The following is a 14,720-nucleotide window of genomic DNA, read 5'->3' as shown; positions in this document are numbered from 1 at the left end:
TGAATTAATAAAAGGTAATGCATGGCAACTTATGCTATCGGTGATATTCAAGGTTGTTTCGATGAACTACAAAATCTTTTAGCAGCCATCAGTTTCAACAAGAGTGACACTCTTTGGATATGTGGTGACCTAGTAAACCGAGGCCCTAAATCATTAGAAACGTTACGCTTCATTAAGCAGCTAGACCGCCAAGCCATTAGCGTTCTTGGAAATCACGACCTTCACCTACTCGCTATTCATAACGGTGCAGTAAAGAAAAAAAAGAGCGATACACTTGACGAAATTCTGAATGCTTCTGATCGAAGCGAGCTAATGGACTGGTTACAGCAACAGCCATTATTACATTCAGATAAAAGCCTTAACTTTACAATGGTACATGCGGGCATTCCACCTCGCTGGTCTATTACAAAAGCACATCAACTAGCCAATGAGGTAGAAAGCACTCTCAAATCACCTCAAGCGAAAGCATTTTTTGAGCACATGTATGGCAATACCCCTAAAATATGGAGCAACCAACTCAGCGGCTGGGACCGCCTTCGGCTGATTACTAATTACTTCACACGCATGCGCTTTTGCACCTCCCAAAATGAGCTTGAGTTTGCTTCAAAGGGCGGCCTCGAAACCCAACCCAATGGCTTCCTTCCTTGGTACAAACACGATAATAGGAAATCAGCCGAACAACGTATTGTTTTTGGACACTGGGCTGCATTACAAGGAAAAACCGACACTGCTAATATTTATGCACTGGATACGGGCTGCATTTGGGGAGATAAGCTAACGGCATTGCGATTAGATGATTTAGCTTACTTTGAAACACCCAGCTTACAAAAAAACAATTTTTAGAACTGGAAAACTATCATGAGTCAGTATATTTGTATTAGTTCTGCACAAGCCATTGAATGGCTAGATAAAGGTGCTGTCATTGCAGACATTAGAGATGCCCAGAGCTTCCAACAAGGCCATATCCCCGGTGCTTTTAACCTATCTAATGACAACCTTCATGAATTTATGATGGCTGCTGAGTTTGAAACACCATTGATTGTTTGCTGCTACCACGGTATTAGCAGCCAATCAGCAGCGGACTACTTAGCAAAGCAGGGCTTTGAAGAAGTTAGCAGTCTTGATGGTGGGTTTGAAGCTTGGTCAGCATCCCATCCTGATAAAATAGAAGCATAACAGGATCACCATGAAAATATACCTTGTAGGCGGCGCCGTTAGAGATCAACTTCTTAACTATCCTGTTTATGATAGAGACTGGGTTGTTGTCGGCGCCACCCCTCAAGAGATGCTAGAACAGAAGTACAAACCTGTCGGCTGTGACTTTCCTGTTTTTATCCATCCTACAAGTGGCGAAGAGTATGCCTTAGCTCGCACAGAACGCAAGAGCGGCAAGGGCTATAGTGGATTTCAATATCACGCCAGTCCAGATGTAACTTTAGAAGAAGACCTTTCACGCCGCGACCTAACCATTAACGCTATGGCGCAATCTGATGATGGACAGATATTTGACCCATACGGAGGCCAAAAAGACTTAATAGCTAAAAGTTTACGTCATGTTTCTCCAGCTTTTAGCGAAGACCCTCTTCGCGTTTTGCGCGTTGCTCGCTTCGCTGCACGCTACGCCCACTTGGGCTTTACACTCGCTCCTGAAACATTAGGGTTAATGCAAGACATTTCAGCTACTGACGAATTGGAGCACTTAACGCGGGAACGAGTCTGGCAAGAAATGGAGCGTTCTCTAGGAGAAACATCCCCACTCACTTTTTTCCAAGTGCTCCATGATGCCCATGCACTTAAGACACTCTTCCCACACTTCGTTATGCTCATTGACTCACAAGAAGCAGCGGTTCTACAGAAATCATTTTCCAAAAGCACAAGCAAAGAAGTCCGTTTTGCGGCATTATCCTCATTGTGTTTTATGGACGAATCCGCCCCAGATAGCGAATTACGCAACCTTTGCCAACAACTAAAAACACCAAATCATTATAGGGATTTAGCGACCCAAGTACGTAAAAGTATCGTAACATTGCACCACTGGGAAACAACAAGCGCTGAACAGAAACTCTCTTTCATTCAAGCGCTTGATTTACTGCGGCGCCCTGAGCGTCTTAAACCATTATTAGAGGCATGCCAGCTACTAAGCCTAGCGCTATACCGAAAGAAATTAGAAACTGAAAAGCTGGAAGCCCTTCTGACCAAGTTAAACGGTATTAAACCTCAAGAACTGATCACGAAAGGCTATAAAGGAGCGGCGCTAGGAAGCGAGTTAAAGCGTCTACAATTAGAGATATGTCAGGGTTGATCAGCCGCTGAGATCAACTGGTCTTTCCATTGAAAATCAACAACCCATAACTTCTGCTGTTTTTTATCGTATTCATCCCAGAGAGACTGATAAGACTGATTAACAACAGGATGAATTTCACGCGGCGCCAACTCTGACAAGGGCCATAAAACAAATGCATTAGTCAGAATTTCGTCTCGTGGCAACTGAACCTTATCAATCTCACCTACTTGCGCTCCAAAGGTCAGAATATCCACATCCAATGTTCGAGGAGCAAACTTAGGCCCACCACGCACTCGTCCATTTTCATCCTCAATGCCTTTAAGCACTTGTAACAGAGCACCCACGCTTAACTCTGTATCTAAGCCAACTACCAAGTTCAAAAATGGGTTTCCGTTAAAACCTACCGCTTCACTTTCATAAACAGAAGAGATAATTAGAGGAGAAAAAAGCATCTCCAGCTTATCCAAACCTGCCGCCACATGATGGTAACGTTCAATATTACTACCAATACTCAGATATACGCGCGAAATCAAAGAGGCGCTCCTCTTTCGATAACAACGCCAACACTGGCTGCTGCCGGAATAGCCGCTGGCTTTCCTAAACTGAGCTTAATCCAAGGTACGTTAAACTCCTGCATAACAAGCGCCGCAATCTCTTCTGCCATCGTCTCAACTAACAAAAACTCACTGTTGCTTATGAACTCTATTAAACGATCACAAACACTTTTATAGTTTAATGTACTTTCAATATCTTCAGTGAGTGCTGCTTGTCGAATATCAGTACCCATTTCCAAGTCCAATACAACTGCTTGGCGAATCTCCCTTTCCCAGTCATAAATACCAATGACCGTTTCCACCTGTAAGGACCTGATATAAACAATATCCACGCAACTACCACCTGATTATTAAATATTCAATTCGTATTAAGTTAACGACAAGATTCTAAAAGATCCATTGCCCAGCGCGGTTTAGCCTCAATCGCCAAGCCACTTGATTGCCCTGCGAGCAAGCGCTGACATCCAGCGTAGGCAATCATTGCGCCGTTATCGGTACAAAACTCTTGGCGCGCGTAAAAAAGTTGAGACTTTTCCTTCTTAACCATTTTTTCAAGGCCATCGCGTAAACGCTGATTAGCACTAACACCACCGGCGATAATAAGTTGCTTTAACCCTGTCTGCTGCAAGGCGCGACGACACTTAATAGCCAACGTATCCACAGTAGCTTCTTCAAATGCAGCAGCAATATCGGCTTTATCAGCTTCAGAAAGCAGTCCATCAACTTTAAGATCACGAATCGTGTTCATCGTGAAAGTTTTCAAACCAGAAAAGCTAAAATCCAACCCAGGTCTATCAGTCATTGGACGGGGAAAGCGCAACCGTGTACGGTCGCCTTTTTCAGCAAGCTTAGCAATTAGTGGCCCACCCGGGTAATCTAAGCCCAGCATTTTAGCCGCTTTATCAAAAGCTTCTCCGGCGGCGTCATCTAACGACTCGCCGAGCAACTGGTACTGGCCGATACCTTCAACTTTAACAAGTTGTGTATGCCCTCCACTCACCAAGAGCGCGACAAATGGGAAAGCAGGCGGATTATCTTCAAGCATAGGAGCAAGCAAATGCCCTTCCATATGGTGTACACCGATAGCTGGCACTCCCCACCCCATCGCCATTGAACGGCCGGTAGCAGCACCCACCATCAACGCACCAACGAGACCGGGGCCTGCTGTATAGGCAACAGCGTCTATATCAGCTGCTGTTAACTTTGCCAGTTTTAGTGTTTCAGTTACCAATGGTAAGAGCTTACGAATATGGTCTCGCGATGCTAACTCAGGAACAACACCCCCGTATTCAGAATGCATCGCTACTTGGCTGTAGAGAGTATCTGCCAGCAAGCCTTTCTCATGATCATAAAGAGCCACACCGGTCTCATCACAAGAGGTTTCAATCCCCAACACTATCATCTTTACTTATCACTCAATTAAATACCTAAGAACAACTGCATTATCACTTATATATCGCATAATTACACGAATATCACTTTGACAATTAATAAGCTTGGCCTTAAAATTTAGCGCCTCATTTGAGAACATTCTCTTGAATGGGTTTATATCAATAGATTTAGGTTAAATAAACATGCCTGCAGTAAAAGTAAAAGATAACGAGCCATTTGATGTTGCACTTCGTCGTTTCAAGCGTTCTTGCGAAAAAGCTGGTGTTCTAGCTGAAGTACGTAAGCGCGAATTCTACGAAAAACCAACATCTGTTCGTAAGCGTAAAGCAGCAGCAGCTGTTAAGCGTCATGCTAAGAAAGTATCTCGTGATATTTCACGTCGCGTACGCATGTACTAAGACGCAGCATCTTTTCGAGATTTAACCATTATCCAACACAGGCCAGGCCATAATGCCAGTACTCAAAAAACAGATTACTGAAGCAATGAAAGCAGCAATGCGTGCAAAAGAAAAAGCACTGCTGAGCACCATTCGCTTAATTTTGGCAGAAATCAAACGCATCGAAGTCGATGAGCGTATTGAGTTGGATGATGCAAGAATTATTGCCGTATTGGACAAAATGTCTAAACAACGACGTGATTCAATCTCACAATATGATAAAGCGAACCGCACTGACCTGGCGGATATCGAGCGACAAGAACTGGAGGTGATTAAAACCTACTTGCCGCAATCGCTAACGGATGAAGAAATAAGTACTGCCTTAGACGAAGCTATCGCTGCCACTGGCGCGAGCGGAGCTCAAGATATGGGCAAACTCATGGCTGCATTAAAGCCAAAATTACAAGGCCGTGCCGACATGGGTATGGTTTCGAAACTCGTAAAAGAGCGTCTAGCACGTTAAGATTCTCTTCAATCCCCATGATTGAGTAGAAGATGGCCGGACGTATACCGCAAAACTTTATTGATGACCTTCTTGCTCGTGTCAACATTGTTGACCTGATTGATGGTCGTGTAAAACTTAAAAAATCCGGCAAAAATTACTCTGGACTCTGCCCTTTCCATCAAGAGAAGTCTCCCTCCTTTTCAGTAAGCCCTGATAAGCAATTTTATTACTGCTTTGGCTGTGGCGCAGGCGGCAATGCTATCGGATTCCTTATGGAATATGATCGCCTTGAATTCCCCCAAGCTGTGGAAGAAGTCGCCAAACTTGTTGGTGTTGACGTACCTAGAGACGAACATCAAGAGCAACAGCGCAACGAATACAAAGCGCAATACAATATTCTTGATGAAGCCGCCATTTTTTACCAAGACCAACTTAAGACACACGCTCATCGCGACCAGGCCGTTGCCTACCTTAAATCCAGAGGGCTAACGGGACAAATTGCAAAAATATTTGGTGTTGGCTACGCCCCTCCTGGCTGGGACAACCTACTGAAGAAGATAGGCGGCACTCCAACCAACTTAGAACTGCTTGAGAAAAGCGGCATGCTCATTAGGCATGAAGAAAAAGACAGTCTTTACGACCGCTTTAGAGAAAGAATCATATTCCCTATTCGTGATATGCGCGGTCGTGTGATCGCTTTCGGCGGACGAGTACTTGGCGACGACAAACCCAAATACTTAAACTCCCCAGAGACTGATACTTTTCACAAAAGCCGCGAGCTTTATGGCCTTTATGAAGCACGTAAACTTTCACAAAAGTTAGAGCGCATCATTATAGTTGAAGGGTATATGGATGTTATTAGCCTTGCTCAATTTGGCATAACATACGCCGTCGCTACGCTCGGCACAGCCACAACAACTCAGCACCTTGAGCGCCTATTCAAGACCGTACCTGAAATCATATTTTGCTTTGATGGCGACAACGCCGGCAGAAAAGCGGCTGAACGTGCTCTTGAAACAACACTGCCTGTGATTAAAGACGGGCAAGAAGCTCGTTTTCTATTTCTTCCCGAAGGCGAAGACCCTGACACATTAGTACGCAGTGAATCAAAGCAAGGGTTTGAAAAACATCTCGACGAAGCACTACCTCTTTCAGAATTTTTCTTTCGCTCTTTGGCAGAAGACACCGACATGACAACCATGGACGGGCAAGCAAGATTTAGCAACAAAGCACTACCCCTCATTCATCAAATGCAAACAAGCCTACTCCAGCAAATGATGCTCGACCGCATTTGTAAAGTAACTGGCCTGAGTCTTGAGCAAATTAATAGCACCATCAATTTAACACAAAGCACACCAGAACCAACTGCTCGCCCCCCCAAAGACACAAAGGCACACTCATTTACACCAACAAAAAAGCGTTCAATCACAAGTCAAAAACAACAAACCGCTAGCCTCTGTAGCCATATTATTTCGCTACTATTACACTACCCAAAACTGGCCACTAAGGTGTATGACTCAAAACAACTTGCAGATTTGAACGAGCCTCATATTGACTTACTTTGCCTATTAATCGATTACCTTAAAAACACCAATACCACCTCGCTCGGCCCTCTGCTTATAGACTGGCGTGACGATTCAAACCTGAACAACCACCTACTACAACTCAGCGAAATATCCCATCTTGATCCTGTTTTAAATGGCGACCCTAACCTTCTTTTTGATGAAGCATGGGCAAGACTACTATCAAGACAACAAGAGCACGAACTCGAAGAGTTACAGAAAAAACCCTTATCTTCGCTCACGCCTAATGAAAAAGAGCGCTTGCGATCATTAACATCTATAAAATGAGCGGTTGTTTTTTTAATTTCACCCCAACATTCTAAAAATAGGCTAAGGTTAAACCTGTGAAGTACGTATCATAGGTTTAAGCTAGCTTTGACAAGAGCTCAACGTTATAATATCGCGCTCACATTTTTTGTAGTTCAAAATCGCATCATCGTAGGACATCTATGACTGGCATCTCTCAGCAGCAATCTCGTCTCAAAGAACTGATAGCTCGCGGTAAAGAACAAGGCTATCTCACATATACTGAGGTGAATGATCACCTGCCTGAGGATATCGCCGATCCCGATCAGGTGGAAGATATAATCCGCATGATCAACGACATGGGTATTCCTGTGTCTGAAGTTGCCCCTGACGCCGAAACGCTATTGATGAAAGAAGGTGATTCTTCAGTAGATACTGACGAAGAAGCGGTTGCTGCCTTAGTTGAATCTGACGCTGGACGCACAACTGATCCTGTCCGCATGTATATGCGCGAAATGGGTACCGTTGAACTTCTGACGCGCGAAGGCGAAATCGTCATCGCTAAGCGTATAGAAGAAGGCATTCGAGAAGTCATGTCTGCTTTAGCCTTTTTTCCAGGTTCTGTAGAGATCATCCTTGAAGCTTACAATTCAGTACTTCAAGAAGAAGGCCGTCTCAGTGACATATTCAGCGGTTACATCGACCCTGATAGCGTTATTGCAGCGCAAGCTGCTGAAGCTGCGGCTATTCAAGAAGAGCTCGGTGAAGACGCTGAGGCAGAAGAAGACGAAAACGGCGATGACAGCGATGACGAAGAAGAAGGTGATCGCGGCCCAGACCCTGAAGAAGCACGTGTTCGTTTCACTCTCATTAAAGAAAATTTGCTCGCCGTCTACGGGGCCGTTGAACAACATGGCCGGGATAGCAAAGAATTTACTATTGCGATGGATGAACTTGCTGTTTCTTTTGCGCCGATAAAACTATCTCCACGCTTCTATGAAACACTCGTTGTACGCGTAAGAGATTTCATCGCACGTACGCGACAACAAGAACGCACCATTATGCGTATCTGTGTCCAACGCTGTAAAATGCCAAGAATTTTCTTTATCAAAGAGTTCCCAGGTAACGAAACAGATACAGCTTGGCTTGAAAAGATGATTGCATCAGGTGCAGACTATTCAAGAGCAATGAAGATCAATCTACCCGACCTTCAGCGCGCTCAACGCAAGCTGATCCAGCTCGAAGATGAAGCACAGATCTCTTTGTCAGATATAAAAGATGTTAACCGCCGCCTATCTATCGGCGAAGCTCACGCTCGACGTGCCAAAAAAGAGATGGTGGAAGCCAACTTACGTCTGGTTATATCTATTGCAAAAAAATACACCAACCGCGGTTTACAGTTCCTAGATCTTATTCAGGAAGGTAACATCGGTTTGATGAAAGCCGTTGATAAATTCGAATACCGTCGTGGTTATAAGTTCTCTACTTATGCTACTTGGTGGATTCGACAGGCTATCACCCGCTCTATCGCTGACCAAGCACGTACGATTCGTATTCCAGTTCATATGATCGAAACGATCAATAAACTGAACCGCATCTCTCGTCAAATGCTACAGGAAATGGGGCGTGAACCATTACCTGAAGAATTAGCTGAACGCATGGAGATGCCAGAAGATAAAATCAGAAAAGTTCTTAAAATTGCTAAAGAACCTATCTCGATGGAAACACCTATCGGTGATGATGAAGACTCTAGCCTTGGAGACTTTATCGAAGATGGCAACCATACATCACCTGTTGATTCAGCAACTGGCGAAGGTCTACGAGAATCAACACGCGAAGTACTGGCAGGCCTAACTGCTCGCGAAGCTAAAGTGCTTAGAATGCGCTTTGGTATCGACATGAACACTGATCATACACTTGAAGAAGTGGGTAAACAGTTTGATGTTACTCGCGAACGTATTCGCCAGATTGAAGCAAAAGCGTTGAGAAAACTACGTCACCCTAGCCGTTCTGATCACTTGCGCAGCTTCTTAGACGAATAGTTTTCTCTTTGCATATCAACCTATTGCGCCAATGATACAGAATCTGTATTATTGGCGTCTCTTTTAGGGCCTACAGCTCAGTTGGTTAGAATCATAACCGATGAGTTACCCAAAAAAAGTAAAAATGGGCCTTTAGCTCAGTTGGTTAGAGCGCTCGACTCATAATCGAACGGTCGCAGGTTCAAGTCCTGCAAGGCCCACCATTTTTACTTATAAAAGCAACAAGTTACCCTTTCCTCTTGATGGCTAAATACCATCTAAATTATCTAGCACTATACGATTTAATTGATCTCACTTCCTTTAGATACGCACAAAACCATTACACTAATGCCGAATATCTACAACTATTCATAATTTCAGAATATTTCAACATAAAACAATCTTTATCAAAGCAGACTACCCACATAGTGCTTCTCTACTTCCCGCTCAGTCCGACAAATATATATAGCCAGCAATACTAAGAAAAAAGCATCCGTTGTAATTACCCAATAGACGTATTCTAAACTTTGGTTGATATCCTGAATTAACCCAGCCATAAGGTTACCTAACGCCCCTCCTAAGCCAAAAGTAACCATTCCAATACCGTTTATCTGCATCGTCGCTATAGAAGAATAATGCTTATTAACCCAACCAGCGATAATTCCCCACATAGGGAAATACATTAGACCGTAACCAAACCCAGCAAATACCGCAAAATATGCGGGATTGTAAGCAAATGCCACAAGCCCCATAGCAAACCCACCAAACACGACTAATAGCGCCACACCATGCCCTTTGCTATCCGCCAGCCTACCTGAGAGAAAACCAGCGACCATGCCAGTAATTCCAGCTACCGTCCATGCATAGCCACCCAGAGCAGGAGGCAGCATTAATTCTGCCAGATAAATATTTAACCAAGTAGAAAATGGCATCGTGGCAAAACCAACCATAAAACATATGAGACAAGCAAAGAATGCTGCTCGCTCGCCTGCAATAACACGAAATAACTCCCGAGAAGATAAAGCGGTTACTTCATCTTCCGAGCCGGTAGCAGCAGGTGTTTTAAGCGTTTTCAACAATATGAAAGTTAGAATAATACTAAGACAACCCAACATTCCAGCAAGCAACCAGCCACTACGCCAGCCAAAGAATGGCACCAACAGCAGAATAAACAAACCGTTCAAACCGTAACCCCAAGCGGTACCACTGGAAGCACTAGATAAACACGTAGAACAAAGCGCTGGGCGTGCGTAGCGAGTAATCAATTCAACAATCGCTCCCCAACTAATTGCAGCACTGGCTGCCATACAAGTCAGCACCAACAAAACCTCTATCGGATCATTAAGAGCAGCCATCACGAACAGCAGTAAACTAGTTATAGAACCACTTATAAGAACCAATCGACCGGAATCTATACGATGGCCTATTAGCCCTAACAGCATAGCTCCTCCTAAATAAGATAGTTGAGTCAGCGCACCAATCATTGCCAAATGCCAATGACTGATATCTATAGATTCACGCATCATAGGCACTAGTGCAGCAAACAGAAATACACCAAAACCATGACTGACGATCTGGTTCATTCCAAAGGTGGTGGTCATACGCATCAAATACTCTCCATAACTATTGAGCCACTACTTAATAACTTATAAATACCAGCCTAAAACTAGATCGAGTTATCCTAAGCACTTGCCTTTATTCGGTAAATCGATAAATATTGATAGTTACATTCAATATTAATGAATTCTGGTTTGAAAATATGAGAGATCTGCCAATTACTCTGTTACGTACCTTTATGGTCGTTGCTGAAACACTTAATCTAACGGCAGCCGCAAACCGGCTACACAAGGCTCCCTCAACAATCAGCATGCAGCTCAACCGGCTTGAAGAGCTAGTTACCAACCCACTTATGGAGAGAGGGCAGCACGGCGTTAGGCTGACGGCCACAGGCATACAACTCAAATCGCATGCCCAACAATTGCTTAACCTGCATGACCAGATTGTCGGTTCATTTCAGAATATTGATATCACAGGACAAGTCCGCCTAGGCACTCACGATCAATACGCAAGCCGTACACTAACACCACTGCTTAAAGCCTTTAATCTTAGTTATCCTGAAGCTCAGCTAGAAGTCTTTTGCGACCACAGACCAAACCATCTAACGGATATGCTAGAACAAAAGAAGATTGATATTGCACTAGTAGAGATGCCTGCCAATTCTGGCGGCGGTATACGCTTGCGTCGTGACGATCTAGTGTGGGTTCGCGCTGAGGATCATAATGTCCATCAGCAGTCTATTTTGCCACTGGCTGTTTTTGATGAGGGTTGCTACCACAGAAGTTATGCTAGAAAGGCACTTGAGGAGTCATCTAGAGCCTATAGAGTTGCTTTTACTAGCCAAAGTCGTGCAGGTGTTTTGGCCGCAGTTCGCGCAGGCATCGGCATTGGAGTTATTCCACGCCATACTCTGGAAGAGGATCTAGTGGTAATAGAGAAAGAGCTACCATCTCTGCCAGAAACTGAGATTACAATGTTTACCGCAACCCAGATAAATGAAGCAACCCAGCGACTAGCACAAACAATTAAAGAGAGCCCACTATTTGCTAACAACTAATTTAATATGACAAAAAGAGCTTTATATTCAGGTACACAAATCTCTTCTAGTGGTGATAGAGTGCTGGCTTACTCTCTTTACCTTTTAAAAACATTAAGTCTCTAATCTCATGTTGAGGAGCATAACCATTAACCGTATCTAACAACAGCTGCCTGACTTTTTCATATTCGTACTCATCAAGCGATGCCATCATACTGTCCAATATTGGTTTCAACTCATCCCAAGCCAGCATTACTTCTTCGGCTCGCATAATCATTGGATGATCAGTTTCCAGCACATCATCGCCTATCAACAACTCTTCATATAGCTTTTCACCATCTCGCAAGCCGCTATATACAATTTCTATATCACCATCAGGGGTACTATCATCCCTTACCGATAAACCCGTTAGATTTATCATCTGCTTTGCTAAATTTTTAATTTTCACCGGCTCCCCCATATCAAGCACAAATACATCACCAGAAGCCCCCATAAAACCGGCTTGTATAACTAAAGATGCTGCTTCAGGGATTGTCATAAAATAGCGCGTGATTTTTGGATGCGTCACAGTAACAGGCCCGCCACTTTGAATTTGCTTCTTAAACAGCGGTATCACTGAACCAGAAGAACCCAGTACATTACCAAAACGCACCATGGCAAAACGAATAGGGGAAACACCCTCTTCTCTTTCACTTAACGCTTGGAGCACTAACTCCGCAAAACGTTTACTGGCCCCCATTACATTAGCAGGCCTTACCGCCTTATCAGTAGAGATCAAAACGAAATTTTTGACACCGCAATTTATGGCAGCCTCTGCAGTAAAGTAAGTACCAAAGAGGTTATTACGTACACCTGCTAAAATATTACTCTCGACGAGTGGCACATGCTTATAAGCGGCTGCATGATACACCGTGGCTACTTGGAACTGATTCAAGACCCTTTCTAAGTATGTTTTATCTAAGACACTACCCAGAATAGGGACCAGCTTAATCGAGTCTCCAGCCAAAGCGCGCAACTCATGTTCAATACTATATAAAGCAAATTCAGATAGCTCAAATAGCACTAGACAGGACGGCTTTTGTTGCAAAATCTGTCGACATAACTCAGAGCCAATTGACCCACCCGCTCCGGTAACCATTACGCTCTGATTAGTGATACAAGCATCTAACAAAGCTTGATCAGGCTTCACTTCATCTCTTCCTAACAGATCAGCAATATCGACTTCTTGAACATCATTAACACTGATTCTCCCACCAGCTATATCTGAAAGACCAGGTAGAGTAAGCACACGCAGGTTAAAACTAACAAGCGAATCAACTATTTCGCGCTTACGCAGCCTTGAAGCCGAAGGCAACGCAAGCAAAATAGCATTCACATCAAACTTTTCGATAACATCATCAATATCGCTCGGTAAATAGACCCGAATGCCGTGAATATCGCCGCCTTTGAGTCGTTCATCATCATCAACGAAAGCCACAGCAGAAAACTCTTTAGAGTGATATAAGGCAGTTGCCATCTGCCGCCCTGCCGCACCTGCACCATAAATAATCACTCGCTCCGATTGCGATTTAGCTTTCTGCTCTCCTCCAGGGAATTGATGCAAAATCACCCACCTAGCCACTATTCTAGAACCACCAATAACAACAATAGAAATAAACCAGAAAATAAGGATTACTGACCGAGGGACTATTAGCTCCAAGCCCAGAAAATGGGTGAATACAGCCCATACTAGTATTGCAATTGTTATGGCTTTAACTGCCGTCCAGAGCGCTTTATAACCAATATAGCGAATCACTGCCCGGTAAAGCCCCATACGGACAAAAATAGGAATCGCTACTAACGGCGCTATAAAATAAGATGGCCAGTGAACAAAGCCGTTAGCCGTCCAATCTTCATAACGTAAAACAAAACTTAACCAGCAACACATTACCAATGCGAAGATATCAAACAATACAAACAGCAAACGTTTAAGGTTACGTGAGAGATACAGAATCGACGATAACATATCAGGCAGTTGCCTCGGACATTACTTGCCGTAAAGCTGCACATGTTTTATCTATTTCGGCTTTTGTCAAAGTAGGATGAACCAAAAACATTAAACTTGTTTCACCTAATTTTTTTGCTATTGATAAACGAGGTTCAGGACGCCAATTAGTGTTATCAAAAGCACGTTCTAAATACACTTCAGAGCAAGAACCAGAAAAGCAAGGAACACCTTGGGCAATAATATTTTCGATTATTCTATCGCGGCTCCAACCTTCTTTTAATAATTCAGGCCTGATAAACATATAACATTTATACCATGCATGTACACTTCCCTCTTCAATAAGAGGTACTCGTAATGCTGAGCAGTCATGCGCACTATTAAGGATCGTATGAGCATTTTTTGTTCTGCTCGCTAACCAAGCAGGCATCCGCTTGAGCTGAATTCTTCCTATAACAGACTGCATTTCAGTTAAGCGCCAATTGGTTCCAAAACTATCATGCAACCAACGAAAACCAGGTTCATGCTGCCTCTCATAAACAGCTTGCCAAGACTTCCCATGATCCTTATAAGCCCACATAGACAGCCAAAGAATCCTGTCATTGGTAGTTACCATCCCACCTTCACCACCGGTAGTCATGATTTTATCTTGGCAAAATGACCAGCATCCGATATCACCAATAGAGCCGACTGAACGTCCTTTGTATTTTGCGCCATGAGCCTGTGCGCAGTCTTCAATAACTTTTAAATCATATTTAGCAGCCAACGCCATTATCGGGTCCATATCACATGGCCAGCCAGCCAAGTGAACACAAATAATAGCGCGTGTTTTCGATGTTATAACCGCCTCAATGGAAGCAGCCGTAATATTCTGACTGTCACTATCCACATCAGCAAACACTGGCACACAGCCTGCTGTTACAACTGAAGAGGCTGAAGCTATAAAAGTTCGACTTGTAACAATGACCTCGTCACCTACAACCAGCCCAACGCCCTTTAAAGCCAAATCTAATGCCAGCGTACCATTAGCGACAGCTATTGCATGCGAACATTCAGAAAATACAGCAAACTCTTCCTCGAATCGCCTCCCTTCTTGCCCCGTCCAATAATTAACTTTATTGGAAAGTAGAACGCGCTGAACTGCCTGGGCTTCTTCTTCAGTAAAGCTTGGCCAAGGGGAAAAAGGGGTGTTTAACACTAAA

14 protein-coding genes and 1 tRNA gene are annotated in these 14,720 nt (G+C 43.7%); 9 read left to right on the top strand and 6 right to left on the bottom strand.

Translation table 11 applies throughout. The features are described 5' to 3' along the window. Positions 1 to 21: 21 nt before the first annotated feature. The 3 genes from NEJAP_RS03965 to NEJAP_RS03955 are packed head-to-tail and all read left to right on the top strand — an operon-like array spanning position 22 to position 2,302. Positions 22 to 843, top strand: coding sequence for a symmetrical bis(5'-nucleosyl)-tetraphosphatase (locus NEJAP_RS03965; RefSeq protein WP_201349400.1), 822 nt, complete (start codon positions 22 to 24; stop codon positions 841 to 843). 15 nt (positions 844 to 858) lie between these two features. Next, positions 859 to 1,176: a thiosulfate sulfurtransferase GlpE gene (gene glpE / locus NEJAP_RS03960; RefSeq protein ID WP_201349399.1), complete on the top strand. Its 318-nt coding sequence runs from the start codon at positions 859 to 861 to the stop codon at positions 1,174 to 1,176. Between the two features lie 10 nt (positions 1,177 to 1,186). Then, a complete protein-coding gene (locus tag NEJAP_RS03955; RefSeq protein WP_201349398.1) occupies positions 1,187 to 2,302 on the top strand; it encodes a hypothetical protein in 1,116 nt (371 codons plus the stop codon). Here the strand turns inward: NEJAP_RS03955 and folK are convergent. Genes folK through tsaD form a run of 3 tightly spaced genes read right to left on the bottom strand, consistent with a single transcriptional unit; the run spans position 2,293 to position 4,240 of the window. Next, positions 2,293 to 2,817 carry a 2-amino-4-hydroxy-6-hydroxymethyldihydropteridine diphosphokinase gene (gene folK, locus NEJAP_RS03950; protein ID WP_329610930.1) on the bottom strand — a complete coding sequence of 175 codons (525 nt, stop codon included), beginning with the start codon at positions 2,815 to 2,817 and terminating at the stop codon, positions 2,293 to 2,295. The two genes, NEJAP_RS03955 and folK, sit on opposite strands and share 10 nt — an antisense overlap. After that, complete coding sequence (folB, locus tag NEJAP_RS03945; protein ID WP_201349397.1) at positions 2,814 to 3,170, bottom strand: dihydroneopterin aldolase; 357 nt, start codon at positions 3,168 to 3,170, stop codon at positions 2,814 to 2,816. The genes folK and folB overlap by 4 nt, the downstream gene beginning before the upstream one ends. A 41-nt stretch (positions 3,171 to 3,211) precedes the next feature. Next, positions 3,212 to 4,240, bottom strand: a complete 1,029-nt coding sequence (gene tsaD / locus NEJAP_RS03940) for a tRNA (adenosine(37)-N6)-threonylcarbamoyltransferase complex transferase subunit TsaD (RefSeq protein ID WP_201349396.1) — start codon at positions 4,238 to 4,240, stop codon at positions 3,212 to 3,214. Between the two features lie 172 nt (positions 4,241 to 4,412). Between tsaD and rpsU the strand changes: the two genes are divergently transcribed. The 5 genes from rpsU (at position 4,413) to NEJAP_RS03915 (ending at position 9,165) form a co-directional block, all read left to right on the top strand. Further along, positions 4,413 to 4,628 carry a 30S ribosomal protein S21 gene (rpsU, locus tag NEJAP_RS03935; RefSeq protein WP_028471240.1) on the top strand — a complete coding sequence of 72 codons (216 nt, stop codon included), beginning with the start codon at positions 4,413 to 4,415 and terminating at the stop codon, positions 4,626 to 4,628. 52 nt (positions 4,629 to 4,680) lie between these two features. After that, complete coding sequence (locus NEJAP_RS03930; protein WP_201349395.1) at positions 4,681 to 5,130, top strand: GatB/YqeY domain-containing protein; 450 nt, start codon at positions 4,681 to 4,683, stop codon at positions 5,128 to 5,130. A gap of 32 nt (positions 5,131 to 5,162) precedes the next feature. Next, positions 5,163 to 6,962 carry a DNA primase gene (gene dnaG / locus NEJAP_RS03925; RefSeq protein ID WP_201349394.1) on the top strand — a complete coding sequence of 600 codons (1,800 nt, stop codon included), beginning with the start codon at positions 5,163 to 5,165 and terminating at the stop codon, positions 6,960 to 6,962. A 161-nt stretch (positions 6,963 to 7,123) separates the two neighbouring features. Continuing rightward, positions 7,124 to 8,962 carry an RNA polymerase sigma factor RpoD gene (rpoD, locus tag NEJAP_RS03920; protein ID WP_201349393.1) on the top strand — a complete coding sequence of 613 codons (1,839 nt, stop codon included), beginning with the start codon at positions 7,124 to 7,126 and terminating at the stop codon, positions 8,960 to 8,962. Between the two features lie 126 nt (positions 8,963 to 9,088). After that, positions 9,089 to 9,165: transfer RNA gene (locus tag NEJAP_RS03915), tRNA-Ile, on the top strand. 183 nt (positions 9,166 to 9,348) lie between these two features. Here the strand turns inward: NEJAP_RS03915 and NEJAP_RS03910 are convergent. Beyond that, positions 9,349 to 10,548: an MFS transporter gene (locus NEJAP_RS03910; protein WP_201349392.1), complete on the bottom strand. Its 1,200-nt coding sequence runs from the start codon at positions 10,546 to 10,548 to the stop codon at positions 9,349 to 9,351. 152 nt (positions 10,549 to 10,700) lie between these two features. Here NEJAP_RS03910 and NEJAP_RS03905 point away from each other — a divergent pair, with 152 nt between their 5' ends. Then, positions 10,701 to 11,555, top strand: coding sequence for a LysR family transcriptional regulator (locus tag NEJAP_RS03905; RefSeq protein ID WP_201349391.1), 855 nt, complete (start codon positions 10,701 to 10,703; stop codon positions 11,553 to 11,555). 46 nt (positions 11,556 to 11,601) lie between these two features. Here NEJAP_RS03905 and NEJAP_RS03900 read toward each other — a convergent pair whose 3' ends face one another. Continuing rightward, the gene (locus NEJAP_RS03900) at positions 11,602 to 13,539 is read right to left on the bottom strand and encodes a polysaccharide biosynthesis protein (protein WP_201349390.1); all 1,938 of its coding nucleotides are present in this window, start codon (positions 13,537 to 13,539) and stop codon (positions 11,602 to 11,604) included. A 1-nt stretch (position 13,540) separates the two neighbouring features. Further along, positions 13,541 to 14,716 carry a DegT/DnrJ/EryC1/StrS family aminotransferase gene (locus NEJAP_RS03895; RefSeq protein ID WP_201349389.1) on the bottom strand — a complete coding sequence of 392 codons (1,176 nt, stop codon included), beginning with the start codon at positions 14,714 to 14,716 and terminating at the stop codon, positions 13,541 to 13,543. Between the last annotated feature and the right edge of the window lie 4 nt (positions 14,717 to 14,720).

Source organism: Neptunomonas japonica JAMM 1380 (assembly GCF_016592555.1).
Classification (GTDB): domain Bacteria; phylum Pseudomonadota; class Gammaproteobacteria; order Pseudomonadales; family Balneatricaceae; genus Neptunomonas; species Neptunomonas japonica_A.
Note: the sequence above shows the minus strand (reverse complement) of the source record. Positions and strands in the feature narration are given on the sequence as shown.